Annotated in this window: 20 protein-coding genes; 12 read left to right on the forward strand and 8 right to left on the reverse strand. The window is 52.9% G+C overall.

The features are described 5' to 3' along the window. Window positions 1-864, reverse strand: a complete 864-nt coding sequence (alkA, locus tag D5398_RS03635; protein WP_244216711.1) for a DNA-3-methyladenine glycosylase 2 — start codon at window positions 862-864, stop codon at window positions 1-3. Window positions 865-955: 91 nt separating this feature from the next. Further along, on the reverse strand, window positions 956-2,347 hold the full coding sequence (gene cysS / locus D5398_RS03640) for a cysteine--tRNA ligase (RefSeq protein ID WP_120506369.1): 1,392 nt from the start codon (window positions 2,345-2,347) through the stop codon (window positions 956-958). A 227-nt stretch (window positions 2,348-2,574) separates the two neighbouring features. Here cysS and ppiB point away from each other — a divergent pair, with 227 nt between their 5' ends. Next, window positions 2,575-3,069 (forward strand): peptidylprolyl isomerase B, encoded by a 495-nt coding sequence (ppiB, locus tag D5398_RS03645; protein ID WP_120506370.1) that lies wholly within the window; start codon window positions 2,575-2,577, stop codon window positions 3,067-3,069. Window positions 3,070-3,080: 11 nt separating this feature from the next. After that, window positions 3,081-3,803 carry a UDP-2,3-diacylglucosamine diphosphatase gene (lpxH, locus tag D5398_RS03650; RefSeq protein WP_120506371.1) on the forward strand — a complete coding sequence of 241 codons (723 nt, stop codon included), beginning with the start codon at window positions 3,081-3,083 and terminating at the stop codon, window positions 3,801-3,803. Between the two features lie 111 nt (window positions 3,804-3,914). On the opposite strand, the gene D5398_RS03655 is transcribed toward lpxH, so the two are convergent. Continuing rightward, on the reverse strand, window positions 3,915-4,547 hold the full coding sequence (locus tag D5398_RS03655; protein WP_120506372.1) for a MiaE family protein: 633 nt from the start codon (window positions 4,545-4,547) through the stop codon (window positions 3,915-3,917). A 180-nt stretch (window positions 4,548-4,727) separates the two neighbouring features. On the opposite strand from D5398_RS03655, the gene purE reads away from it, so the two are divergent. Together purE and purK are read left to right on the forward strand one after the other, a co-directional pair. Then, window positions 4,728-5,237 (forward strand): 5-(carboxyamino)imidazole ribonucleotide mutase, encoded by a 510-nt coding sequence (gene purE / locus D5398_RS03660; RefSeq protein WP_120506373.1) that lies wholly within the window; start codon window positions 4,728-4,730, stop codon window positions 5,235-5,237. Continuing rightward, window positions 5,234-6,298, forward strand: a complete 1,065-nt coding sequence (gene purK / locus D5398_RS03665) for a 5-(carboxyamino)imidazole ribonucleotide synthase (protein ID WP_120506374.1) — start codon at window positions 5,234-5,236, stop codon at window positions 6,296-6,298. Before purE ends, purK begins: the two co-directional genes overlap by 4 nt. A 41-nt stretch (window positions 6,299-6,339) precedes the next feature. On the opposite strand, the gene ybbP is transcribed toward purK, so the two are convergent. Both ybbP and ybbA read right to left on the reverse strand, forming a co-directional pair. Further along, window positions 6,340-8,772 (reverse strand): putative ABC transporter permease subunit YbbP, encoded by a 2,433-nt coding sequence (gene ybbP, locus D5398_RS03670; RefSeq protein ID WP_120506375.1) that lies wholly within the window; start codon window positions 8,770-8,772, stop codon window positions 6,340-6,342. Further along, window positions 8,769-9,455: a putative ABC transporter ATP-binding protein YbbA gene (gene ybbA, locus D5398_RS03675; RefSeq protein ID WP_120506376.1), complete on the reverse strand. Its 687-nt coding sequence runs from the start codon at window positions 9,453-9,455 to the stop codon at window positions 8,769-8,771. The genes ybbP and ybbA overlap by 4 nt, the downstream gene beginning before the upstream one ends. Between ybbA and tesA the strand changes: the two genes are divergently transcribed. The 6 genes from tesA to D5398_RS03705 all read left to right on the forward strand — a co-directional run bounded on the left by tesA (window position 9,426) and on the right by D5398_RS03705 (window position 19,834). Continuing rightward, window positions 9,426-10,055, forward strand: coding sequence for a multifunctional acyl-CoA thioesterase I/protease I/lysophospholipase L1 (gene tesA, locus D5398_RS03680; RefSeq protein ID WP_120506679.1), 630 nt, complete (start codon window positions 9,426-9,428; stop codon window positions 10,053-10,055). The two genes, ybbA and tesA, sit on opposite strands and share 30 nt — an antisense overlap. A 120-nt stretch (window positions 10,056-10,175) precedes the next feature. Next, entirely contained in the window at window positions 10,176-10,952 is a 777-nt protein-coding gene (locus D5398_RS03685; RefSeq protein WP_120506377.1) for an SDR family oxidoreductase, read from the forward strand. A gap of 87 nt (window positions 10,953-11,039) precedes the next feature. After that, on the forward strand, window positions 11,040-11,897 hold the full coding sequence (locus D5398_RS03690; protein ID WP_120506378.1) for a co-chaperone YbbN: 858 nt from the start codon (window positions 11,040-11,042) through the stop codon (window positions 11,895-11,897). A gap of 320 nt (window positions 11,898-12,217) precedes the next feature. Beyond that, window positions 12,218-18,220 carry a S6 family peptidase gene (locus D5398_RS03695; RefSeq protein WP_120506379.1) on the forward strand — a complete coding sequence of 2,001 codons (6,003 nt, stop codon included), beginning with the start codon at window positions 12,218-12,220 and terminating at the stop codon, window positions 18,218-18,220. Window positions 18,221-18,458: 238 nt separating this feature from the next. Further along, complete coding sequence (locus D5398_RS03700) at window positions 18,459-19,379, forward strand: SPFH domain-containing protein (protein WP_120506380.1); 921 nt, start codon at window positions 18,459-18,461, stop codon at window positions 19,377-19,379. Continuing rightward, window positions 19,379-19,834, forward strand: coding sequence for an NfeD family protein (locus tag D5398_RS03705; protein ID WP_120506381.1), 456 nt, complete (start codon window positions 19,379-19,381; stop codon window positions 19,832-19,834). Before D5398_RS03700 ends, D5398_RS03705 begins: the two co-directional genes overlap by 1 nt. Here D5398_RS03705 and cueR read toward each other — a convergent pair. The 3 genes from cueR to D5398_RS03720 all read right to left on the reverse strand — a co-directional run bounded on the left by cueR (window position 19,831) and on the right by D5398_RS03720 (window position 21,970). Continuing rightward, window positions 19,831-20,238, reverse strand: coding sequence for a Cu(I)-responsive transcriptional regulator (cueR, locus tag D5398_RS03710; RefSeq protein WP_120506382.1), 408 nt, complete (start codon window positions 20,236-20,238; stop codon window positions 19,831-19,833). The two genes, D5398_RS03705 and cueR, sit on opposite strands and share 4 nt — an antisense overlap. 63 nt (window positions 20,239-20,301) lie before the next feature. Next, the gene (locus tag D5398_RS03715; RefSeq protein ID WP_208645866.1) at window positions 20,302-21,087 is read right to left on the reverse strand and encodes a molybdate ABC transporter permease subunit; all 786 of its coding nucleotides are present in this window, start codon (window positions 21,085-21,087) and stop codon (window positions 20,302-20,304) included. Further along, window positions 21,059-21,970, reverse strand: coding sequence for an extracellular solute-binding protein (locus tag D5398_RS03720; RefSeq protein ID WP_415838487.1), 912 nt, complete (start codon window positions 21,968-21,970; stop codon window positions 21,059-21,061). Before D5398_RS03720 ends, D5398_RS03715 begins: the two co-directional genes overlap by 29 nt. 193 nt (window positions 21,971-22,163) lie before the next feature. Here D5398_RS03720 and copA point away from each other — a divergent pair, with 193 nt between their 5' ends. Both copA and D5398_RS03730 read left to right on the forward strand, forming a co-directional pair. Continuing rightward, window positions 22,164-24,695 (forward strand): copper-exporting P-type ATPase CopA, encoded by a 2,532-nt coding sequence (gene copA, locus D5398_RS03725; protein ID WP_120506385.1) that lies wholly within the window; start codon window positions 22,164-22,166, stop codon window positions 24,693-24,695. Between the two features lie 90 nt (window positions 24,696-24,785). Next, window positions 24,786-25,586 carry a TraB/GumN family protein gene (locus tag D5398_RS03730; protein ID WP_120506386.1) on the forward strand — a complete coding sequence of 267 codons (801 nt, stop codon included), beginning with the start codon at window positions 24,786-24,788 and terminating at the stop codon, window positions 25,584-25,586.

A 25,586-nucleotide genomic window follows, 5' to 3' on the forward strand; every position in this document is an offset into this window, starting at 1 on the left:
TTAAGGGGTATCCGGTTGCCAGTCGTTATTGAACCACAAATGCAGCGTGGCGTAGGTACGCCACGGTTTCCAGAGTTCTGCATAGCGGGCAATTTTCCCCGGTGTCATGCCCGGAAAACGCTGCTTAATCAGATAGTCGCCACCCAGAAAAACATCCGGCGCGGACCACGCCCGCATCGCCACATAACTGGCTGTCCAGCTACCAATCCCCGGCATCGCCAGCAATTGTCTGACACCTTCCTGCACATCGGTAATTTCATCGAGCGGTAACCGCCCTTCTTCCACGGCCTGCGCAAGATTGATCAGACACGCCGCGCGTTTGGCCTGCACGCCGATACCGCGCAAATCATCCACCGTTAATTTACCGACCGATGCAGGAGACGGGAACAGATGCGTCAGCGCCGGGAAAGGCGTTGTGACAGATTCACCCCATTTTTCGGTCAGCCGCGTCGCCAGCGTCGCCGCCATTTTTACGCTCACCAGCTGTCCGAGAATAGCTCTGACCGTCAGCTCAAAACGGTTTATACAACCCGGCAGACGCAATCCCACCGCGTTTTCCGCCAGCGCGCCTAAACCCTCGGCGATAAGCAGTGGCTGCGCGTCCAGATCCAGTAACCGCCGTACCTGCCTGGCCACATTATCCGCAACCGGCACCAGCGATGGCGAAATCTCAAGTTCGACGCTATTAACATCCGCCAGAGGCCGCAGCCGCAACCAGCCGGTCAGCCGTACGCCGTTGTGCATCACCGCCAGCGTCCGCTGATAATAGTCGCCGTCCTGTTGCTCAACGCCCTGCAATGTCCGCGCGCCGAGAAACGCCGTCATCCACTGCCAGTCATACGGAGGCTGATACGTCAGAAGCATTTGAGTCACAGAATAATCCTTATAAAAAAGCCTCCTGAAAAGGAGGCTATTGAGATCCCGCATCTCCAAAATAACCGGAGTCTGAAGGAGATTATTTACGGCGCCAGGTGGTTCCGTTTGCCCCATCTTCTAAGACAATACCCATTTCATTCAGGCGATCACGCGCTTTATCTGCCATGCCCCAGTCTTTGCTGGCACGGGCATCGTTACGCTGTTTAATTAAGGCTTCTATTTCAGCGACTTCATCGTCGTTATCCGCCTGCGCACCGGATTTCAGGAACTGCTCCGGATCCTGCGCCAGCAAGCCCAGCACACCGGCCAGCTGACGCAGTTCTGCTGCCAGACCGTTTGCCGCAGACAAATCCTCCGTTTTCAGGCGGTTGATGTCGCGTGCCATATCGAACAGCACGGAATAGGCTTCAGGCGTGTTGAAATCGTCGTCCATTGCGGCACGAAAACGCGCCACGAACGCTTCGCCACCGGCTGGCGTTGCACTGGCGTCAGTCCCGCGCAGCGCGGTATACAGACGTTCCATCGAGGTACGCGCCAGCTTCAGGTTCTCTTCGCTGTAGTTCAGCTGGCTGCGGTAATGGCCAGACATCAGGAAGTAACGCACGCTTTCAGCATCGTAATATTTCAGGACATCGCGCACGGTAAAGAAATTATCCAGCGATTTGGACATCTTTTCGCGGTCGATCATCACCATGCCGGAGTGCATCCAGGTGTTCACATACGGGCCGTCATGCGCGCAACTGGACTGAGCAATTTCGTTTTCGTGGTGCGGGAACATCAGGTCAGAACCCCCACCGTGAATGTCGAAATGCGCGCCGAGCTGTTTGCAGTTCATCGCCGAACATTCGATATGCCAGCCCGGACGGCCTTCGCCCCACGGCGAGGTCCAGCTCGGTTCGCCCGGCTTGGACATTTTCCACAGCACGAAGTCCATCGGATTACGTTTCACGTTGGCTTCGACTTCGACGCGTGCCCCTGCCTGCAACTGATCCAGATCCTGACGGGACAACACACCGTAATCCGGATCGCTTTCCACCCAGAACATCACATCGCCGTTTGAGGCCACATACGCATGATCACGGTCGATCAACTTCTGCACGATATCGATGATTTCATGAATATGCCCGGTCGCGCGCGGCTCAGAATCCGGTGGCAGGATGTTCAGCGCAGCAAAATCCGCATGCATTTCTGCGATCATTCGATCGGTTAATGCCATGAAGGTTTCGCCATTTTCAGCGGCACGTTTAATGATTTTATCGTCGATATCGGTGATGTTACGCACATACTTCAGGTCATAACCGACGTAACGCAGGTAACGCGATACCACGTCGAAAGACACAAAGGTGCGACCATGGCCGATATGACACAGGTCGTAAACAGTGATCCCACACACGTACATCCCGACTTTACCGGCATGAATTGGCTTGAATTCCTCTTTTTGGCGACTCAGGGTATTAAAAATCTTCAGCATCAGGCTATTCCGTGTGTTGGGCGTAGAAAATGACGTTGGCGCATTTAAGCGACACTAACGGCCATAATATAACGAAAATGATTTCACCGAAACGGCATAAGGCCGCCGGACGGGGTTTAGTGGTCACAAAGGCGCTGCTGACGGCAACTTTTGAGTTATGGTATAAGAAAAGGCTATAGTAGCCGCTCTAACCAAGAGCACACACCAACATTAGCAGGATGATAAACATGGTCACTTTCCACACCAACCACGGCGACATCGTCATTAAAACTTTCGCTGACAAAGCGCCAGCCACGGTTGAAAACTTCCTGAACTATTGCCGTAAAGGCTTCTACGACAACACGATTTTCCACCGTGTCATTAACGGTTTCATGATCCAGGGTGGCGGTTTTGAGCCAGGCATGAACCAGAAAAACACGGATGCACCTGTCAACAACGAAGCAGACAACGGCCTGAAAAATACCAAAGGCACGCTGGCGATGGCTCGTACCAACGATCCACATTCTGCTACTGCGCAGTTCTTTATCAACGTCACTGACAACGATTTCCTCAACCACAGCGGCAAAAATGCGCAAGGTTGGGGTTACTGCGTATTTGCAGAAGTGGTTGAAGGTCAGGACGTTGTTGACGCAATCAAAGCCGTCAAAACGGGCCGCAGCGGTATGCACCAGGACGTTCCAAAAGAAGATGTTGTGATCAAAAGCGTCACAGTCAGCGAATAATCAACGTCGGGATGACCACGTTTTTTATCGCAGATATCCATCTTTGCGCACAGGAACCGGCAATCACTGCCGGTTTTCTGCGTTTTCTGCGTGAAGATGCGCCGCAGGCCGATGCCCTGTACATTCTCGGTGATCTGTTCGAAGCCTGGATTGGTGACGACGATCCGCAGCCTCTTCACACCGAAATCTCTGCCGCACTCAATCAGTTACACCAGCAAGGTGTGCCCTGCTTCTTCATTCACGGCAACCGCGATTTTCTGCTCGGCAGACGTTTTGCGCGCGACAGTCTGATGACGCTGCTGCCAGAGAAAAAAGTGCTGGAGCTGTATGGCCGCCGCGTTCTGATACTGCACGGCGACACGCTGTGTACCGACGACGTCGCTTATCAAAACTTCCGCAAAAAAGTCCACAATCCGTTAATTCAGAAACTGTTCCTGATGCTGCCACTGAAATGGCGACTGGGTATTGCCGCCAGAATGCGCGCCAACAGCAAAGCATCTAATCAGGGAAAACCACTGGAAATTATGGATGTGAACCCGCAGGCGGTGGTCAGCGAAATGCAGGCGGCAGGCGTCGAGTGGATGATCCACGGCCACACCCATCGCCCGGCGATCCACGATGTGCCGCTGGAGAATAAAACCGGCCACCGCGTGGTACTCGGCGCATGGCACGAAGAAGGTTCGATGGTGAAAGTCACCGCCGATAACGTCGAGCTGATCAGCTTCCCGTTTTAAGTCATCTCAAAATTACCCGAAATAATTCGAGTTGCTGGAAGGCGACAAGCTCATGAATCCCTGGGAATTTAGCTGACTAAGTGACCGGGGTGAATGAGCGCAGTCAACGCATCAGCAGCTCGAAGTATGAAGGGTAACGGGTACGCCTGAATGGAAGCGGAATTGTTCATCCGGTGTGAGGATCAGTTCCGCTTCAATCCTGCCAAACTCTTCCACACGCTCACTGATATCCGTTCCCGCATATTGTTCGGCCAGCGCCAGATAATCGGCAAAATGACGTGATTCTGAGCGCAACAGCGACGTATAAAAGCGCGACAGGGTTTCATCGAGATGCGGTGCAATCTTGGCGAAACGCTCACACGAACGCGCTTCGATATACGCCCCGATAATCAGCCGATCGACCAGAATATTCAGGTCATCGTGATGGCGGGTATGTTTAATCATACCGCTGGCATAGCGCGACGGCGAAAGCTGGGTATAGGTAATATTGCGTTTTTGCATGATTTCCACCACCTGCTCAAAGTGGTGAAGCTCTTCGCGAGCCAGACGCGCCGCACAAAACAGCAACTCGGTGCGATCCAGATATTTAGTCATCAGGCTCATCGCCGTCGCCGCCGCCTTCTTTTCACAGTTAGCGTGGTCAATCAGCATGACCGTCTGATTTTCCAGCGCCACATCCACCCACAATGCGGGGGTTTCACAGTGAAGAAAATCATAAATCGGTGCCAGTAAAGCCTGCGTCATAAATCAGTTTCCAATAAAATTAGTCATTAATATATTGACTCGGATTATACAAATCTGCGGCAAACTTCTCATCAAAAATGCGCCGTTTTCCGGCGACGCAACCGTTTTCCTCCCTCGCGGAGCATGCTATCATTTGCGCCCTCGCAGTTTCTATTTCCGAACCACAGGAGCTTTAAAGACATGTCATCCAACGTTACCCCGGCAAAAATCGCCATCGTTATGGGGTCTAAAAGTGACTGGGCGACCATGCAGTTTGCCGCCGAAGTCCTCACAACGCTGAATATTCCTTTCCATGTCGATATCGTCTCCGCTCACCGCACGCCGGACAAATTGTTCACTTTCGCTGAGCAGGCTTCCGCCAATGGTTTTGATGTGATCATCGCAGGCGCAGGCGGCGCGGCACATCTTCCGGGCATGCTGGCGGCGAAAACCCTGGTGCCGGTGCTGGGTGTGCCGGTGCAAAGTGCTGCGCTGAGCGGCATCGACAGCCTGTATTCCATCGTACAAATGCCGCGCGGTATTCCGGTCGGTACACTGGCGATTGGTAAAGCCGGTGCCGCTAACGCCGCCTTGCTGGCCGCACAAATCCTTGCCCTGCACGATGCTGAGATTGCTAAAAATCTGGCCGCATGGCGCACAGCACAAACTGACGAAGTGCTGAACAATCCCGATCCGCGGGAGGAAGTATGAAGCCGGTTTGCGTACTCGGAAACGGCCAGTTAGGCAGAATGCTGCGTCAGGCCGGTGAACCGCTGGGGATCGCCGTTTATCCCGTCGGGCTTGATGCCGAACCGGAAGCCGTGCCGTATCAGCAAAGCGTCATCACCGCAGAAATCGAACGCTGGCCGGAGACCGCGCTGACCCGCGAACTGGCGACACACAATGCGTTTGTTAACCGCGAGATTTTCCCGCGTCTGGCTGACCGCCTGACGCAAAAACAATTGCTCGATCAGCTCGGTCTGGCGACCGCGCCGTGGCAGTTGCTGGCTGATGCCGCCGAATGGCCTCAGGTATTTTCTGAGATTGGCGAACTGGCGATTGTTAAACGCCGCGTCGGCGGCTACGACGGCCGTGGTCAGTGGCGTCTGCGTTCCGGCGAAGAAAATACACTGCCGCAGGATTGCTACGGCGAATGTATCGTTGAACAGGGCATCAATTTCTCCGGCGAAGTTTCGCTGGTGGGTGCGCGCGGACATGACGGCAAAACCGTGTTTTATCCGCTGACCCATAACCTGCATCAGGACGGCATTCTGCGCACCAGCGTGGCACTGCCGAAGCCGGACGCCGCCCAGCAACAGCAGGCGGAAAGCATGTTGTCGGCCATCCTCAACGAACTGAATTATGTCGGCGTGATGGCGATGGAATGTTTCGTGGTCAGCGAAGGTTTGCTGATAAACGAACTGGCTCCGCGCGTTCATAACAGCGGACACTGGACGCAAAACGGCGCCTCCTACAGCCAGTTTGAAATGCACCTGCGCGCGATCCTCGGCCTGCCGCTGCCGAAACCGGTAGTCAGTACGCCATCGGTGATGGTGAATCTGATTGGTACGGATGTGTCAGAACAGTGGCTGAACCTGCCGCTGGTCAATCTGCACTGGTACGAGAAAGAGGTGCGTCCGGGCCGTAAAGTCGGACACCTGAATATTAACGACGCAAGTGCCAGCCTGCTGAAAGAAAACCTCAACGCACTGATCCCGATGCTGCCGGAAGAATATGCCAGCGGTATTGAATGGGCAGTAGAAAAGCTTTGATTTGATCGGCTCCTCCCCTGCGAAGGGGAGGAGCAAAACCATCAACTGTCGTACTGCCTGAACAATGCCCGCCCCCGCAGCAACCGCACACCGAGCCAGCCACCGCAGACGGACAACAGCACCGCGCTGACCACCGGTACCGCAATCCACATCAGGTAATTCGGTTCCCACGGGAAATCGAACACTTTGCGTTGCAGCAACCATAATGCGGCTTCCGCGCCAATTGCGGCGGCGATGCCTGCGACCAGCCCGAGCACGGCAAATTCACACCACAGCGTCCGGTGCAGCATTTTTTTGCTGGCACCCAACGTGCGGTAAACGATCAGCTCCTGACGGCGCTGACGCATGCCAACCTGGATTTGCGCCAGCAGCAGCAATCCGCCGCACAGCATTACCAGCAGAACCATCACTTCCAGCGCCCTACTTACCTGCTGTAATACCTGTCCGACCTGACGCAGTATGGAACCGATATCCAGCAAACTCAGCGTCGGGAACTGGCGGTTTAGCTGCGTAATGGTGCTGACATCGCCGTGATAACGGAAACTGGTCAGCCAGCTTTGCGGCTGTGCGTCTAGCGCTCCTGGCGGGAAGATAAAGTAGAAATTCGGCTTCAGGCTGTCCCAGTCCACTTTCCGCAGGCTGGTAATTTTGGCACTGAACTCCTGGGTATCGCCGCTGAATGTGACGGTATCGCCGAGTTTCAGCCCCAGACGTCCAGCCAGCCCTTCGTCAATCGACACTTCACCGGCTTTCGGTGGCGCATTGCCTGCGACCAGCGGATTATGATCTGGCAGCCCTTCCATCCAGGTCAGGTTCAGCTCACGGTTCACCGCTTCCCCGCCTGCATCATCCGGCTTGATGATATCGGTGGCGACCTTATCGTTAATCTTCGTCAGGCGAACCCGCACAATCGGATAGAAAGTTTCCGGCTCCGCTTTATGCTGATGCAGGAAATCCGTGACCTGCGGAATTTGCTCCTTGGTGATATTGAGCAGGAAGTAATTCGGGCTATCCGGCGGCAGCTGTTGCTCCCAGCGATCCAGCAAATCTCCGCGCATCACCAGCAGCAATGCCAGCAACATAAACGACATCGAGAATGCCGCCAGCTGGCTGAGCGTCACCCACGGCTGGCGCAGCAGGCGGTTAACGGCGAGGCGCAGCGGCAACTGACGGAACGTGAGTTTGCGTAACAGCAGCAGCGCGCCCCAGCCAATTACGCCCAGCAACAGCGAAAGCACCAGCACGCCCGCCAGCAGCGACCAGAGCAATGAACTGCCGCCCATCAGCGCCGCCAGCAAACCGACGACGACCAGCACCATCACCGGCAGGAAATAACGCAGCGGCCAGACATTGGCCACCACGTCCTGACGCAGCACCCGCAGCGGCTGGGTCGCCAGCAACTGACGATACGGACGAATACCAATCAGCAGGGAGATCACCACCATCGCGCCCATCGACCATACCCACGGCCAGCCACCGGCAGGTGGCAAAGCCGCAGGCAGAACCGGTGCCAGCACTTTCATTAGTACGGCCTCAAATACCAGGCCGACCACGCTGCCGCAAATTCCGGCCAGCACCAGCACCGCCAGCCACTGACCGATAATCAGTTTTCGCAGTGCCTTTTTCCCGGCACCTAATGTTTTCAGCACGGCAACCAGATCGTAACGGCTGCGGCAATAATGCCCCATCGAAACAGCAATGGCGGCAATCGACAACATCAGCGTCAGCAGTGCAGAAAGCGTGAGGAACTGCTGGGAACGCTGCAACGATTTACCCAGCGCGCCTTCGGAGTCTTCCATTCCGCTCCAGCGCTGATCTGGCTTGAGCAGCCCTTTAATTGCCTCACCGTAGGTCTGAATCGCCTGCGGTGAACCGGCGAACATATAACGATAGGTCAGGCGACTTCCCGGCTGAATGGCACCGGTTTTCGGCACATCATCCAGATTCATGATTACGCGGGGCGCAGTCTGGAACGGGTTAAAACCCGAATCCGGCTCCTGAACAATCACACCGGCAATTTTCAGCGTGGTGTCGCCGACATCCAGATTGTCGCCGACTTTCACATTCAGTAACGCCAGCAAACGCGGCGCAACCAGCACGGTGCCCGGCTGAGGTTTCAGCCCTGCCGGTTCAGTTTGTAACGCACCATACAGCGGATACGCCAAATCGGTGGCTTTGACGGCCGCCAGCTGCGGCGTTTCACCGGCAAATGTCATGGTCATGAAAGAGAGCTGACGGCTGACTTTCAGCCCCTGCGACTGCGCATCCTGTAACCAGGCTTCGGTAATCGGATGGGCGGAACGCAGCACGCGGTCACCGGCGATAAACTCGCGGCTTTGCTGGCTCAGCCCTTTATCCATACGGTCGCTGATACTGCCGAGCGCCAGCACACAGGCCACCGCCAGTGTCAGAGCCAGCCAGACGATCAGCAGCGATGGCGAACGCCATTCCCGCCAGAACCAGCGCCAGATCATGCTTCCTCCCACAATTTCCCGTCGCGCAAACGTAACCGCCGCTGGCAACGCGCCGCCAGCTGCTCATCATGCGTGACCAGGATCAGCGTCGTCGCTGCATCGCGGTTCAGGGAGAACAGCAAGTCGACAATACGTTCACCCGTGGCGCGATCCAGATTACCGGTCGGCTCATCGGCGAAAAGTAATTTTGGTTTGCCGATAAACGCCCGCGCCAGCGCCACACGTTGCTGTTCACCACCGGAAAGCTGTGCGGGAAGGTGATGCAGACGCCCGCCCAGCCCGAGGCTTTCCAGCAACTGCACCGCCTGCTGACGGCTGCTGCTGTCGCTTTCTCCGCGTAAAAGCGCAGGAAGCTGCACGTTTTCCAGCGCGTTAAGCGTCGGCACCAGCATGAAAGACTGGAACACGAAGCCGACATTTTTTGCCCGCAGCTCCGCGCGCCCTTCTTCATTGAGTTCACCGAGAGATTTGCCCAGCAACTTCACGTCGCCGCTGGTGCCGTCATCCAGCCCGGCAAGAATGCCGAGTAAGGTGGATTTACCGGAACCGGATTCGCCAATCAGGGTAATTGTCTGGGCAGGTTTGACAACCAGCTCCACACCGGACAGGATGGTGAGCTGACCTTCACCCTGACCGACGTGCTTACTTAGATGATGAACTTCAAGAACATTTTCCGCTGGCATCTCCCCTTCCTTATGTTGTTAGGATTATTGAGTTTTCGCGCCGTTGCTGCTGATAACTTGCTGATTATTGGCGACAGTTTGAGTGCTGTCTATCGACTTCCTGTAGCCGAATCCTGGCCAACATTACTGAATAACAAATGGCAAAAAGAAGGTGGGAAGCCCACCATCATTAACGCCAGCATCAGCGGCGATACCGCTGAACAAGGGCTGGCGCGTTTGCAAACCTTGCTGCAACAGCATCATCCGCGCTGGGTGCTGATTGAACTGGGCGCCAATGACGGGTTGCGCGGGTTTGCGCCGCAGACCATTTCGCAAACGCTGACGCAGATTATCAGTCAGGTAAAACAGGCCAATGCCGAGCCGCTGCTGATGCAAATCCGTCTGCCGCCTAATTATGGCCGCCGCTACGGCGATGCGTTCTACGCCATTTATCCGGCGCTGGCGAAGCAGGAAAACATCCCGCTGGTGCCGTTCTTTATGGAACAGGTCGCCGTAAAACCTGAATGGATGCAGGATGACGGATTACATCCGGCACTGGCAGCACAGTCGTTTATTGCCGACTGGATGTCTGAAAAACTCACGCCGTTACTGACGCATTAAGTTTAAAATACGACGAATAAAATAATACCGGGACGTGAGTAAAACCAAGACGTTACCTTTTCATCCGACTCCCTAGTAAATCACAGTCATAAAAAATAGGGACATCCCACAGGTAAAGTTATGCAAAAAGCTGTATTAATCACCGGTTGTTCCAGTGGTATCGGGTTAGTCGCCGCCCAGGATTTGCGCGCACGTGGCTACCGGGTACTGGCGGCATGTCGTAAAACGCAGGATATCGACACGCTGCAACAAATGGGTTTTGAAACTATTCAGTTAGATCTGGATGATAAACAGAGTGTCGAACTCGCCGCCGCCGAGGTGATTGCGCTGACGGGAAACCGCCTGTACGGCCTGTTTAACAATGCCGGTTATGGTGTTTACGGCACGCTCAGCACCGTCAGCCGTGAGCAGTTCGAGCAGCAATTCTCCACGAATCTTTTCGGCACACATCAGCTGACGCAGCTTCTGCTGCCCGCCATGTTGCCGCACGGCGAAGGCCGCATTATCCAGACCAGTTCGGTAATGGGGCTGATTACCACGCCGCGTCGTGGCGTTTATGCCGCCAGTAAATTTGCGCTGGAAGCCTGGTCCGACACGCTGCGTATGGAGTTGCATGGCACGGGGATTCAGGTCAGCCTGATTGAACCCGGCCCGCTGAGCAGTAACTTCACCGCGAACGTCAATCAGTCGCAGGCCGACCAGCCGGTAGAAAATCCGGGTATTGCCCGCCGATTTACGCTCAAGCCAGAGGCAGTTTTACCAAAACTGCACCATGCTTTAGAAAACCCGCGCGCGCGTTTTCGTTATCCGGTCACGCTGGTCGCCCATGCACTGGCAGTGCTTAAGCGCCTGTTGCCAGCCCGTTTGCTGGATAAAATATTACGCGGAAACAGCTAAGTAAAAGCGATAAGGGGTTGAAGCGGCACGAGTCGCCCCCATCTTATTTTTAATGCTTTAAACGCCTTAGTCAGAGAGAACGAATTCATGCTTGCACAACCTACAGTAATCGATATCAACGAAACAAACCTGCACCAGACGCTGGAACAATCCATGTCTGTGCCGGTAATGTTCTATTTCTGGTCTGAACGCAGCCAGCACTGCCTGCAACTGGGGCCGATCCTCGACAAACTGGCGGTGGAATATGCCGGTCAGCTGATTCTGGCGAAAGTGGACTGCGATACCGAGCAGATGATTGCCCAGCAGTTTGGTCTGCGTTCGATCCCTGCGGTTTACCTGTTTAAAGACGGTCAGCCGGTCGATGGTTTCCAGGGGCCGCAGCCGGAAGAAGTGATCCGCGAACTGCTGCAAAAAGTGCTGCCGAAAGAAGAAGAGCTGAAACTGGCTCAGGCGCAGGAACTGTTGCAGGCCGGCAATGTGGCTGAAGCCCTGCCGTTGCTCAAAGATGCATGGCAGCTGAGCAATCAGCGCAGTGATATCGGTCTGTTGCTGGCAGAAACGCAAATTCACTTAAACCGCACCGAAGATGCGCAAGCCGTGCTGGCGACCATTCCGTTACAGGATAAAGACTCCCGTTATCAGGGGCTGATTGCGCAAATTGAATTGCTGAAACAGGCGGCTGATACGCCGGAAATTCAGCTGCTGCAACAGGAATTACAACAAGATCCTGAGAACGCTGAACTCATCGTCAAGCTCAGCCTGCAATTGCATCAGGTCGGGCGTAACGAAGAAGCCCTGGAACTGCTGATAGCACCGCTGAAAAAAGATTTAAGCGCGGCGAACGGCGCGGCGCGTAAAACGCTGATGGATATTATGGCCGCTCTCGGTACCGGCGATGCGCTGGCTGCTAAATATCGCCGCCAGTTATATTCCCTGCTGTATTAATTCACAAGAATTATAATTACAAACACCGGCCTCGTGCCGGTTTTTTTATGCTCACATATAAATAACTAATTATCATTTTAATTACTAAATTATATTCATCATTTACCAATTATAAAGCATACAAATTAATTAATATTTTACCTAGCAGAATAGCCCTATATCACCAAATATCATTCCCATCCACTAATTAAAACCGTAGTATACCTCCCACAAAAAAAAACCACGTAGCCCGCCTGTCTACTAGAAAACAAAAAAAGTAACAAAATAAAATTTTTTAAAACCACCAAGCTGGTGATATTTCATAAACATGGAGTTTTTATATGAAATTTAAAAAAACATTCATTTCTTCAATGCTATTCGTCGGCCAAATAAATTATGTGTCAGCGGCTTTAATGCGTGATGATATTAGCGTACAAGTCTATCGTGATTACGCAGAAAACCGCGGGGTATTTTCTCCTGGTGCGCTAAATGTTCCGGTCTATCATATAGATGGTTCAATGAGTGGCATCCTCAACGTTATTCCTGATTTTAGCTCAAGTGCAGACGGGGGGTTTTCAACCTTAATTACTTCTCAGGTTGCGCCTTCTGCAGCGCATGTTAATTACACAGACAACCTCACCTTTGCTAAACGTTTTCAGCAACTTGATGCGACCTTATTCAGTGGTGCCGAAAATGCTTCAAGTTATACATTAATGAATGAAGTGACTGAACGCGCTTATGATATCAGTGCGGGAGATGACTATAAGCTGACAAGGTTACGAACGCTGGTAACGGATGCTGCGCCTTCGGAGTTATTCACCGATATATCCCAGTTAAAGAAAGGCTTAGCAATTGCACGCGTAGGTGGAGGATATCTGACAATTGCTTTTGCGGGAGGTGGCGCTGACACCATTGATTATGGTCCACTGGCTGGTGGTACAAATATTATCACCAACATCAGCAAGAACGGCGATGTTTACACCTTCAATTATAAATTAACTGAACAGCAAAAAACGGCATTAGATGTCGGTGCGATGTCCGGCGACAGCGGCAGCGGGATTTGGGGCTGGGATTCTAAATCACAAAGCTGGAAACTTCTTGGCATTCATTCGGCGCATAGCGGAGCACAACAATATGACACGCTGACAAATATCGGAAGGGCAGCCCCGGACTGGACACTAGCCACTATTGAAAGTTTTAACGATCCCGCTATTAATACGCTAAATAGCGATGACATTATTGATGTCGGTTATCAGGATATGTATACCGGAGAAGGTCATTTCATACTCAATGGCAAATACATTAATTATCACGGGATACGTACTGATATCGATTCAGCCACTCTGGCCGATGCGGATTTTAAAAATAATAAAAACCTGATCCTCGGGGGCGCGGGGGGTACTCTCCGGCTGAATTCAGGTAATTTGAATTTAGGGGCAGGTTCCATCACCTTTAATTCGAATTATACTCTTTCTGACGGCGGCGACAGCAGTCGCAGGCTCAACAGTGCCGGTTATATCATCAATGCAGGCGCTGTTGTCACCAGTTTACTTACCGGTGGCGTGGGTGATATCTGGCGAAAACTCGGTGAAGGCACGCTCATCATCGCCGGTAACGGAAATAATCAAGCGGGATTAAACATCGGTGAAGGGCTGACTATTTTACAACGCGCCGGCGGATCAGCGCTGAAAACATTACATATCAGCAGTGGTCGCGGTACGGTACGGCTCGGTGCCGCCGGTCAGCTCGACGGAACCCAGGTCGGTTTCGGCACCCGAGGCGGCATCCTTGACCTCTACGGCCAGTCGCTTAGCTGGGACGACATTATCCACATGGATAACGGCGCGACGATTGCTGCCACAAAATCAGGTGCGCAGTCCACTTTCACCTTCACCGGCAACGGACCTAAAACCTACCTGGGCAATTTTATCGACGGTGGCTCACTTCAGGACGGGTTGCTACATCTTGTATATGCCCCGACGACCAAAGATTCATCCTGGACTTTGAAAGGGTATATCAATACCCGCGGCGGAATGGATATTACGTCCGGTAAACTGGCGGTTCAGGGTGCTCTGACCCTGCATGCCGGCGGATATATCGACCCGACTCAGTATGAAAAAGCCACCTTTGATTTGGGCGACAGCCTGGTCAATCTGACTGACGCCAGTTTTACCGTCGGGCGCAATGCAACAGCGCGTGGACATTTCGTTCTAGATGATACATCGACCCTGGTCGTCGATTCGCGCGGTGAGACAAGCAGTGATGCCCAAGGTGTTCTTGAAGGGGCTTATCTGGACGGTAGTGTTAACTTAACAACAAAAAATTCTACTCTCCGGGTCACACCTGACGACAAGTTCAGGGTGCAAATCAATGCCGATTTAACCGGTAAAGGCCGCATCATCAAAGAAGGTGCAGGCACCCTTTTCATCACCGGTATCAATATGCTCACCGGAAACAGCCTGATTTCAGATGGCCGGGTGATCGTAAGCACGCTCGCCGGTCTGGGCTCACAGCATGACGGCTGGACGATAGAGAAAACAGGTGTTCTGGATGTGGGTGACAACGCCGGCAGCATCGCCAGTATTCTGGATACAATATCTGACACATCCCGGGGCGTGCTTGCGCTCAATGGCGCTATAACCTCTTCCGCTGATATTAAGAGTCTGACGGATGAACTGTATATCGGCAGCAGTAATTATTTATCGCTCGGCACTTTCGGACAGAAACTGACGACAAGCTCCGATGAATTCTATCTGGGGGGCGGTGATGGCACAGTCGGTATCAAAGGTAGCCTCTCGTTAGGCGACGCGTTGTATCTGGGAAATGGGGAAAGCCACGGCATCGTTCGTATAGAAAGTCACAACGACAACTGGCTAGGAAACATTGAGTTACGGCAAGGAATTACCCTCATGGGTGATTTTGACGATTCTCTCGGAGATGGCACCCTGAAGGTGAGTTACGGTGCAACAGCCAGCTCAAAATTCTTATCAAATATCACCCGTGATTCTGCCGGAATGATCAACATCGATCAGGCGAAAAAATTTGATTTCGACCTCAGTGATTTCGATAAGTTAGCGTTAGGAGCACTGGCCGGCGAAACGCTGATGCTTGACCAGCCACTCACTGCCACGAAAACCGGCTATTACTTCTCGGGGGCGGGTGATGTGCTGATAAACAGTACTCTGGATAAAAATGAAAATCTTACTATTGATGCGCAGGATAATCAGGGCAGTGTCATTACTCTGAACCAGGCAAATGATTTACAAAGTCTGGTGACCTTGCGGGGCTACAATGCCAGTAATGCATCTTCAATGAAAAGTGACGAAACCCTGAAGCTGGGCGTTGATGAAGCAATTGGCAACAAGGCGCGCTTAATATTAGAAGATGGCAGTATTCTCGATCTTAACGGCCATACCGCATCTCTGGATATTGAAAAAAGCAGTCAACTCTCCAAAATAATTTCAACGCAAGATAATAAAGATTCAGTACTTAATTTGCTGGTTAATGCCGACATTACACTTAACAGTATTATCTCCGGGGCAAATATCCATCTGAATAAAATGGGGCTTGGCACTTTATTTCTGACAGGTGCAAATACCTTCAGCGGGGATACCTTATTAAGATCCGGGAAAACCGTTCTCAATAACAGTCTTGGATTTGGTCTGGCAACTAATAACGTGACTGTGGCTAAAGATGCGATCCTTGATCTGTCAGGTTATAGCCTTGAAAATACAATAACACTGGACTCGGGCAGTTTACTGAATACCCGTTCCGGCGCTGTCAGCATCGGGGGCATTAACCTTAAAAATGACAGTATAATGACATTCAATAGCACATCCGATAAAGCAACCATTGGTGCTTATCAGCTAAATGGACATCACCTCACCGTTGATAATATTTCCACCAAGTTAGACGCATCACCCTTTGATAACGGAGATATTACTTTCAATCAAAGCAAAGTGGAATGGACCGGTAACAACAGCTTGTTAAGCAACAGCACGGGCTTCTTCACAGTCGGAAAAGGAACAACTCTCGAATTACGGGATTTAGACCAAACTTCCGGGCCGGCAAAAACATTGGTTCTTGATGGCGGTACTATTGCATCAGGCACTAACGGCAATGGCGGCGGTGCTGGGGCAAAACTTCGAAGTGATATTAATATCACCAGCAGCGGAACGTTAGTCGGAAATAATAACTCTTTCAAAAAAGTTCTCGGCCTTTATGGCACGCTGACCGGCAACGGAACACTCAATATTTCCGGCAATCAGGGTGTCAGTTTTTATGGCGATACGTCAGGTTTTACAGGTGATTTACTGCTGAAAAATAAAGGCATTGCTTATTTAGCTCCCGCGCAGGACATGAAACTTGCAGCAAATATCAAATCTGAAGGAACGGGTAAAGTGGTTAAGCAAGGAATAGGAAGCCTTGTCCTTATCGGAAATAACCAGGGTTATGTCAATGAACTGGAAGTCAGTCAAGGACAATTAGCCTTTGGAACAGCGCAATCCCTCACTGGCGGGAAAATTAAAATAACCGGCGGCAGTCTGGCGTTCGACAGCGATGAAGATCTGATCCTGAATAATATTATCAGTGGCACAGCCGGGAGCATTCTTAAACAAGGTTCGGGGAGCACAGTGCTCAACGCAGTGAATACGTTTAATCAGGAAACAGTGGTTCAGGAAGGCACACTGATGGTTGGTGATGCAACGCATACCAACGCGCAATTAGCCGGAAATATCAATGTTGATCCTTTCGGTACATTGCAGGGCTACGGCACGGTCGGCGGAAATGTCTACAATAACGGCAATGTCCGACCGGCAGGCGCAGGAAAAACATTTAGTGTTAAAGGCAAATACAGCCAGACCGCTGATGCCACGCTTTTCATCGATATTGATCCCCTGCTGGGTGCCTCAAAACTGGCCATCACTGGAGTTGCAGAATTAGCCGGACATTTGCAGACACTGTTTGCGCCCGGCACTTACACAGAACGCACGTATGAAATTCTGACCGCTGGCGGTGGTGTCACGGGAATATTTGATGATAACCTTCAGACGGGCAACGACAGTATGAGCCAGTCTTTGAGCTATACTGACAGGAGCGTAACGCTTACGACAGCAGTGAATCCTGTTGACCCGGTAACTCCTGTAGACCCTGTTGACCCGGTAACTCCTGTCGACCCTGTTGACCCGGTAACTCCTGTTGACCCTGTTGACCCGGTAACTCCTGTTGACCCTGTTGACCCGGTAACTCCTGTTGACCCTGTTAACCCGGTAACTCCAGTCGACCCTGTTGACCCGGTAATTCCTGTCGACCCGGTAAATCCTGTTGATCCGACGGAACCTGCAGAACCACAGCCAACGTTTGTTGTGCTCCCCGCCAATATTCACGCCTATGACCCGCAAATGCTGGCTATTGGTTTGCAAAAACCGACCACCCGCAGCCTGCAGCAGGTTGACTGGGCATTAAATCCCATCACCAAATCGGCCTGTAATATTTCAGGTGAATGCTTCAGTGACGATGCAATGTGGATTACGCCGCACACCAGCAAAGGTTCTGGCAATTCCGCTCTGGACGCCGACATCACTGGGATTTCTGTCGGCGGTTATATCGAAGGTCTGGATAGCCGCGTCGGTCTCTCTGTCGATTACTCAGATTTTGACCTTTCTACAGACGGCGCTTCATCTTCTTCAAGTCGTTATGCCGTCAATGCCTTTGCATCAGAGAGATTTGAAGATTTTGTGCTGAGCGGTTCGCTGGGATATACCCATGCACCTGTCGATACAACGCGTCAGGTCACCAGCAGTGGCATCACGCTGGGCGAAGGGAAAAGTACTTTTTCATCCGAAGCGATTTCTACGGCGCTCAGTGTCAGCTGGCCGCTGGCTTTGGGGGAAACCAAAATTGTTCCGCAAATCGGCATAGATACTCTGAATGTTCATTATTCTGGCTTTGACGAAAGCATGTCGGCTGACAAAGAAATATTCCGGTCGGTCATTGGCAAAATGAAAGTTCGTGGTGATTCAGATAACTACCAAAGTGTACAACCGAATGTAGGTATCAGTATTTACAACACGTTCACTGTTGCTGGCAAAGAGGTGACGCCAAACCTCAACCTGACGTATCGCCGGGAACTGATGGATGACAATAGCAGCACAGTTTACAGCAATGACGGCACTGAATTTGGTGTTGCAGGTAACACCTTAGGGCGTGATATTGCCGAATATTCTCTGGGAGTCGACGTCAAACTCACACCAAATCTGCACACCATGCTGAGCTACACCGGCAGCTGGCAACAGGGATACCAGTCTCAGGAAGGAATGATTCAGGTGAAATATAAGTTCTGATGAAAAGTTAGCGGGTCATTTCTCTGCTTAACGTCCACCCACTCAAAGGCTGCGTATCATTCGCAGCCTTTTTCACGAGTTGTGTCCCCTGAACTATCCTTTATTAATACGATGTAACCGTTATTTGTGCGACAATTGAACACACACTATGCCGGTTGGCGGATGTGCCAGGGACATGTTTTTACTCGATTATTTCATCCGGAATAGTCAGTGCACCGTTTTACAGGAGTTTCACACTATGTTTGATCTGATCCCCATTCCTATCCTTATTCTGATCGTGCTGGCGTTGCTGGTGGTTTACGCCGGGATCAAAATCGTGCCACAGGGTTATCAGTGGACCGTCGAGCGCTTTGGTCGCTATACCAAGACTCTGATGCCAGGCCTGAATCTGGTCGTGCCATTTGTGGACCGTATCGGCCGTAAAATCAATATGATGGAACAGGTGCTGGACATTCCTTCCCAGGAAGTGATTTCCCGCGATAACGCCAATGTGGCCATCGACGCCGTTTGCTTTATTCAGGTGATTGACCCGGCGCGCGCAGCGTATGAAGTCAGCAATCTTGAGCAGGCGATCGTCAATTTGACAATGACTAATTTTCGTACAGTTCTGGGTTCAATGGAACTTGACGAAATGCTGTCACAACGCGACAACATCAACGCACGTTTGCTGCATATCGTCGATGAAGCTACCAATCCGTGGGGCGTAAAAATCACCCGTATCGAGATCCGTGACGTGCGTCCGCCTGCTGAACTTATCTCCGCGATGAACGCGCAGATGAAAGCCGAGCGTACAAAACGTGCCGATATTCTGGAAGCGGAAGGCGTGCGTCAGTCCGCCATTTTACGTGCTGAAGGTGAGAAGCAGTCGCAAATTCTGAAAGCAGAAGGTGAACGTCAGTCGGCGTTCCTGCAAGCTGAAGCGCGTGAACGTGCGGCAGAAGCAGAAGCACAGGCGACCAAAATGGTGTCTGAAGCGATTGCGGCCGGTGATGTGCAGGCGATTAACTACTTCGTGGCACAAAAATATACTGATGCGCTGACCAAAATCGGTACGGCTAATAACAGCAAAATCATCATGATGCCGCTGGATGCCACCAGTCTGATGGGCTCCATTGGCGGGATTGCTGAGCTGCTGAAAGAAACCAAAGGCGGCAAATAATGCTGCATGATTTCATGGCAAATCCGCACGTATTCTGGCTGTCTCTGGGTGGCCTGTTACTGGCGGCAGAGTTGGTGGGTGCGAGTGGTTACTTGCTGTGGAGCGGCGTGGCAGCGGCGGTGGTAGGCGCTGTCACGTGGATAATTCCGCTGCCATGGGAATGGCAGGGTACCGCATTTGCGCTGCTGACTATTCTGGCGGCGTGGCTGTGGTGGAAGTGGCTGAATCAGCGGGTGGACAAATCTGCGGGAAATTCAGCGCTGAACCAGCGTGGTCAGCAGTTAGTGGGCACGCATGCCACCGTGCTGGAACCGTTGAACAATCAGTTCACGCGGGTGCAAATCGGTGACAGCAGCTGGCGTGCAATTTGCGCCTCGCCGCTGAACGTCGGCGATAAAGTGATTATCACCAGCGTGGAAGGCGCGACGCTGCGCATAGAACCCGATATCAGTTAATGCTGCTTTTGGTGGCTGCATCCGGACAGATTATCAATGATCGGGCAGTCCGCCCCTTCGTCACCCGGACAAGCATCCGCCAGCGTCAGTAAGCGCTCACGCATCGCTTTCAGTTCTGCAATGTGCCGCTCAATTTCGGCGGCCTTTTCTAATGTCCGCGCTTTCACGTCCGCGCTGTGGCGATCCGGATTGTGGAATAACGCCACCAGTTCCTGACATTCTTCCAGCGTAAATCCGACCTGCCGCGCCTGACGTAATAACGTCAGTTCTTCGATATGTTTTTGTGCATAGCTGCGGTAGCCGTTCTCGCTGCGGGCCGGTGCCGTGACCAGCCCTTTCTCTTCATAAAAACGAATCGCTTTACTGGTGAGACCGGTTTTTTTTGCCACATCACTGATGTTCATTTCGCCTCCATGACAACCTGATTTTTTGCGCATGATACGGACATCATACGCCATCCGAGACGATCAGCTGTAATCAACGGTGTGTTTTTTGGTGCGCAGAAGCAGCCACATCGGCAAAGGCAACGTCACAATCAGCAGGATCCACAGCAGTGAATACACTGAAGTCACGCCGTCGTTTTGCAGGTTAATAAACATTTTGACCGGAATGCCCTGCGGGAAATAGCAGAACACCATCACGATGCCAAACTCTCCTATAGCGCGCACCCAGGCGATCGCCACACCGGCGGCAATCCCGCGTGAGGCCAGCGGGAATGTGAGGCGGATAAACACCTGAAACGGTGAAGCACCGAGCGTTTTCCCTGCCTCCTCCACATCCTTCGGCACCGCTTCCAGCGCACCTCTCGCAGAGAGTATAAAATATGGCAACGCACCATAAATCTGCGCCAGCACGAACGCGGGCGCATTGTTATTGAGCGTCATGCCGATAGCGGACAGGATTTCCCCGACCGAGCCGTAAGGCCCGTAAACCGACACCAGCAAAATCCCCATTGCCAGCGGCGGGGTAAGCAGTGGGATCAGCACCAGCACTTCCACAACATTGCGCCAGTGCGATGACGTTTTCGCCAGCCAGAATGCCACCGGCAAACCCAGCAGAACAATCAGCCCCACTGAAATCAGACTGAGTCCGAGCGACACCGCCACCGCATGGCTGTCGCCGTAAGCCAGATGAAAATCTGACCACGGCGTCAGGAACAGCAGCGTAACAAACGGCACCATCAGCAGTGCCAGCGCTGGAACCGCCAGTCCTGACGCGCGCAACTTAAAGGTTTCCGCCTTTCGGTTTGTCATAACCATTTTGTTCAAACAGTTTCTGACCCTTCGCGCTTTGCATATAGCTGATGAACTCTTTCGCCAGTTCAGGGTGCGGCGCGTTATTCAGCACCACCGCGTAGAACACCAGCGGCTGCGTGCTCAGCTTTTTCTCTTTGCCGGTCGCATCTTTCACATTGAACGTCACTTTGCTGTACCAGTCTTTGCTCATCTGCGGATTGCTCAGGTTAATTTCATCCGGCAATTTGATGTACGGCAGATGGGCAGAAAGGGTGGCGCTTTCGTAGCCCGATGCGGCATCAACCTGACCGGCTTCCAGTCGCGTCAGCAGTCCGCCTTCACCGGAAATCTGTTCAGGGTTCTGCACGTCGCCCAGCAACGCTTTTTCCAGCCCCGGTTGTTTATAGTAGTTTTCCGCCAGCATCATGGTGAAAATGATGTTCTGACCTTGCGGATCGCTCACCGGATCAGTACGGCCAAATTGCAGCCCCGGCGTTTGTAGCACTTTCCACCACGGTTCTGCGCCCGCTTTTCCGTCTTTTATGGCTGCAAATTTTTCGGCGTATTTGCCTTTCGGATTGTAGGCGATCACCATGCTGGTGCTGGCAACCGGGATTGCCTGCCCGGCCATTCCGGCTTTTTGCAGGATTTCAACCGGCCCCGGCGTGATTGAAACAAACACGTCCGCCACGACTTTTTTCGATGCCAGCAAGTTCGCCATGCCGTAAGCGCCCTGCCCTTGTCCTTGATAATTTACCTTCTTCTCTTTCGCGAAATCCGGACCCAGATATTTGTCCATTACCACGCCCATCGAACCGGCGTATGTCACACGAAAATCGTCAGCAGCTTGTGAAACCTGTGCCGCCATTAATCCCGCCATCAGCAGAAGCGTTGTCTGCATCTTTGCCATCGAAATCCCCTTACCCTTCATCGTTATATAATTTGGGAGATAACGATAAGCCAATCTGCTGAGAAGTTTCTAAATAAATTGTAAATGGACGATAAATGAAAATAACGAATACTGCGGCTTGACCTTCCCCTTGCTGGAAGGTTTATCCTCTGTCCTTAGTGAAGTTAACCCAAGGAAAATAATCATGACGACCACCGTATTATCTCTGCAAGGCCTGTCCTGCGGGCACTGCGTGGCTTCAACGCGTAAAGCGCTGGAAGCTGTGGAAGGCACGACTGCCGTTGAAGTTTCTCTGGATAAAGCCATCGTAAAAGGCGATGCCAGCAGCCAGAGCCTGGTCGATGCCGTGGTTAACGCCGGTTATGAAGCACAGGTGGTGGAAGACGCATCCCCAAAATCTGAGCCGCTGACCGATAAGGCGAAAGTTTTGCCGGAACCCCTGTCAGCGGCGGCGTCACCTGTTCCGGCAGAAACTCATGCCACACAAACCACAGACGACAGCGTACAGCTGTTGCTCAGCGGGATGAGCTGCGCCAGCTGCGTCAGTAAAGTGCAGCGGGCGCTGGAAGGCGTGGACGGTGTCGAACGGGCGCGGGTCAATCTGGCTGAACGCAGTGCGCTGGTCAGCGGTAATGCTGATCAGAATGCCCTGATTGCCGCCGTTGAACAGGCCGGTTACGGCGCTGAAATTATTATCGACGAAACTAAACGTCGTGAGCGCCAGCAACAAACCTCACGTAAAAGCATGATCCGCTTCAGCTGGCAGGCCGCTGTCGGCTTAGCCGCCGGTATCCCGATGATGTTATGGGGATTACTCGGCGGGGAAATGATGGTGACCGCCAGTAACCAGACCGGTTGGCTTTTCGTCGGTGTGCTGACGCTGCTGATCATGGTAGTAGCGGGTGGCCATTTTTACCGGAGTGCCTGGAAAAGCCTGATGCACGGCAGCGCCAATATGGACACGCTGGTGTCGCTCGGTACCGGCGCGGCCTGGATATTTTCCTTCGCGGTCAGTCTGTGGCCGGAAGCGTTCCCGATGCAGGCGCGGCATCTTTATTACGAAGCCAGCGTGATGATTATCGGTCTGATTAACCTCGGACATGCGATGGAACAACGCGGACGCCAGCGCTCCTCTCAGGCTCTCGAACGTCTGTTAGATCTTACGCCACCGACCGCACGCGTTGTTACCGAACAGGGAGAGAAAACTCTGCCGCTGGCTGACGTTCAGCAAGGTATGACGTTGCGCCTGACGACCGGTGACCGCGTACCCGTTGACGGCGAAATTCAAAGTGGCGAAGCCTGGATGGATGAGGCGATGCTGACCGGCGAACCGATCCCCCGGCAGAAATCTCAGGGTGAAAAAGTACATGCCGGTACGCTGGTCAAAGACGGCAGCGTGCTGTTCCGCGCAGATGCCATCGGCAGCCAGACCACTCTTTCCCGCATTATTAATCTGGTGCGCGAAGCTCAAAGCAGTAAACCTGAAATCGGTAAGCTGGCAGATAAAATCTCAGCCGTCTTCGTACCGGTAGTGGTGCTGATTGCGTTGTTCAGTGGTGCCATCTGGTACTTCTTTGGTCCGCAACCACAGCTGATGTACACACTGGTGATTGTCACCACGGTGCTTATCATCGCCTGTCCTTGTGCGCTGGGTCTGGCGACACCGATGTCGATTACCGCCGGTGTCGGACGCGCCGCGGAGTTTGGCGTGCTGGTGCGTGATGCCGATGCGCTGCAAAAAGCCAGTACGCTTTCCACGCTGGTATTTGATAAAACCGGAACACTGACCGAAGGCCTGCCGAAAGTGACAGACATTCACACGTTCAGCGGTTTCACTGAGCAGCAGGCTTTACGGTTTGCCGCCGCACTGGAAAAAGGTTCACATCATCCTCTGGCACAGGCGATTGTCGAAAAAGCAGAAGGAATGGAAATCCCCATGATCGCGAATTTCCGTACCCTTGGCGGGCTGGGTTTGCGCGGCGAGGCACAAGAACATTCCCTGCTGTTGGGTAATCAGGCGCTGATGCAGGAAAACGGCGTCGATACTCAGGCGGCCGATGCGCTGCTGGACAAACTGGCCGGAGAAGGTGCAACGCCGGTATTACTGGCCGCCAGCGGAAAAATTGCGGCGCTGTTTGCCCTGCGTGATCCGCTGCGTGAAGACAGCGTCAGCGCGTTGCAGCGCCTGCATCAGCTGGGGTATCAGCTGGTGATGCTGACCGGTGACAATCCGCGTACCGCGCAAGCTATTGCGGCCCAGGCGGGGATTGATAGGGTGATTGCCGGTGTGCGTCCTGAAGGGAAAGCCGATGCCATCAAAGCTTTGCAGGCCAAAGGGCAGCAGGTCGCCATGATTGGTGACGGCATTAACGATGCCCCGGCGCTGGCTCAGGCGGATGTAGGGATTGCGATGGGTGGCGGCAGCGATGTCGCGATCGAAACCGCGGCCATTACGCTGATGCGCCCGAGCCTGCACGGTGTCGCCGATGCACTGGCGATGTCTCAGGCCACGCTGCGTAATATGAAGCAGAACCTGCTGGGTGCCTTTGTGTACAACGTGATTGGTATCCCGATCGCCGCCGGTGTGCTTTATCCGCTGACCGGAACCCTGCTCAGCCCGATAGTGGCGGGTGCGGCGATGGCGCTGTCCTCCATCACTGTGGTGGCCAACGCAAACCGTCTGTTGCGCTTTTCACCTAAAAAAGGGCAGTCATGAAAAACACGCCGAAAAAACAAGACGTTTCCTCTGTTCGCTAAACCGCAGGCGCGTTAGCATGGTCTCTCATTTTTCGGGAGACCCTGCATTATGGCGCCGTTCTTAAACCGGGCATTCAGCTGGCTTCGTCAGCTGTTCCCCGCAGAGTATTCCTATCCCGCTATTGATATCCGGCTCCCCGGCAACCGATTTCTGCATCTGGTTGGCAGCATTCATATGGGCACGCAGGATATGCAACCGCTGCCTGCCCAATTGTTGCGCCGCCTGAAAAAAGCCGATGCGCTGATTGTCGAGGCGGATATCAGCGGCACCGATTCCCCTTTCAGTATGACCGGAGAATTTCCTCCGCTGTCCGAACGCCTTCCTGAATCCCAATATCTGCACGTCGAACGCTTATGCGAAGAACTCGGTGTTTCAATGTGGACGCTCAATCCTTTGCCTTCATGGCAGGTCGCGCTGATGTTACAGGCCACGCAGGCGCAGCGTCTTGGGCTGCGCGGAAATTACGGCATCGATTATCAGTTATTGCAGACCGCCAAAGAGCAGGCAACCCCGGTCATTGAACTTGAAGGGCCAGAGGAGCAGTTTGCGTTGTTGCAACAACTTCCTGACGACGGACTGGGGCTGCTGGAAGATACCCTGACGCACTGGCACACCAACGCCCGCCTGCTGCAAACTATGATCAGCTGGTGGCTGGACACCAAACCGGGGCTGGCGGTCGAACAACTGCCGAATACGTTCAGCAGTGATTTATATGATGTGCTGATGAATCAGCGAAATGTGCGCTGGAAAAAACAGCTGCTGGACTTACCTGCGGGAAACTACGTGGTAGCCGTTGGTGCACTGCATTTGTACGGCGAGGGGAATTTACCGGAATTACTCAAAGGATAA

This window comes from Rahnella bruchi, from assembly GCF_003614975.1.
Taxonomy (GTDB): domain Bacteria; phylum Pseudomonadota; class Gammaproteobacteria; order Enterobacterales; family Enterobacteriaceae; genus Rahnella; species Rahnella bruchi.

Bases quoted from the DNA above. Each gene is read 5' to 3' on its own strand.
- D5398_RS03690 (WP_120506378.1), top strand. From the start codon at position 11,040: ATGCTTGCACAACCTACAGTAATCGATATCAACGAAACAAACCTGCAC.
- D5398_RS03685 (WP_120506377.1), top strand. From the start codon at position 10,176: ATGCAAAAAGCTGTATTAATCACCGGTTGTTCCAGTGGTATCGGGTTA.
- D5398_RS03720 (WP_415838487.1), bottom strand. From the start codon at position 21,970: ATGCAGACAACGCTTCTGCTGATGGCGGGATTAATGGCGGCACAGGTT.
- D5398_RS03715 (WP_208645866.1), bottom strand. From the start codon at position 21,087: ATGACAAACCGAAAGGCGGAAACCTTTAAGTTGCGCGCGTCAGGACTG.
- cysS (WP_120506369.1), bottom strand. From the start codon at position 2,347: ATGCTGAAGATTTTTAATACCCTGAGTCGCCAAAAAGAGGAATTCAAG.
- D5398_RS03700 (WP_120506380.1), top strand. From the start codon at position 18,459: ATGTTTGATCTGATCCCCATTCCTATCCTTATTCTGATCGTGCTGGCG.
- D5398_RS03655 (WP_120506372.1), bottom strand. From the start codon at position 4,547: ATGACGCAGGCTTTACTGGCACCGATTTATGATTTTCTTCACTGTGAA.
- D5398_RS03705 (WP_120506381.1), top strand. From the start codon at position 19,379: ATGCTGCATGATTTCATGGCAAATCCGCACGTATTCTGGCTGTCTCTG.
- lpxH (WP_120506371.1), top strand. From the start codon at position 3,081: ATGACCACGTTTTTTATCGCAGATATCCATCTTTGCGCACAGGAACCG.
- purK (WP_120506374.1), top strand. From the start codon at position 5,234: ATGAAGCCGGTTTGCGTACTCGGAAACGGCCAGTTAGGCAGAATGCTG.
- purE (WP_120506373.1), top strand. From the start codon at position 4,728: ATGTCATCCAACGTTACCCCGGCAAAAATCGCCATCGTTATGGGGTCT.
- ybbP (WP_120506375.1), bottom strand. From the start codon at position 8,772: ATGATCTGGCGCTGGTTCTGGCGGGAATGGCGTTCGCCATCGCTGCTG.
- ybbA (WP_120506376.1), bottom strand. From the start codon at position 9,455: ATGCCAGCGGAAAATGTTCTTGAAGTTCATCATCTAAGTAAGCACGTC.
- tesA (WP_120506679.1), top strand. From the start codon at position 9,426: ATGAACTTCAAGAACATTTTCCGCTGGCATCTCCCCTTCCTTATGTTG.
- cueR (WP_120506382.1), bottom strand. From the start codon at position 20,238: ATGAACATCAGTGATGTGGCAAAAAAAACCGGTCTCACCAGTAAAGCG.
- D5398_RS03730 (WP_120506386.1), top strand. From the start codon at position 24,786: ATGGCGCCGTTCTTAAACCGGGCATTCAGCTGGCTTCGTCAGCTGTTC.
- copA (WP_120506385.1), top strand. From the start codon at position 22,164: ATGACGACCACCGTATTATCTCTGCAAGGCCTGTCCTGCGGGCACTGC.
- D5398_RS03695 (WP_120506379.1), top strand. From the start codon at position 12,218: ATGAAATTTAAAAAAACATTCATTTCTTCAATGCTATTCGTCGGCCAA.
- alkA (WP_244216711.1), bottom strand. From the start codon at position 864: ATGCTTCTGACGTATCAGCCTCCGTATGACTGGCAGTGGATGACGGCG.
- ppiB (WP_120506370.1), top strand. From the start codon at position 2,575: ATGGTCACTTTCCACACCAACCACGGCGACATCGTCATTAAAACTTTC.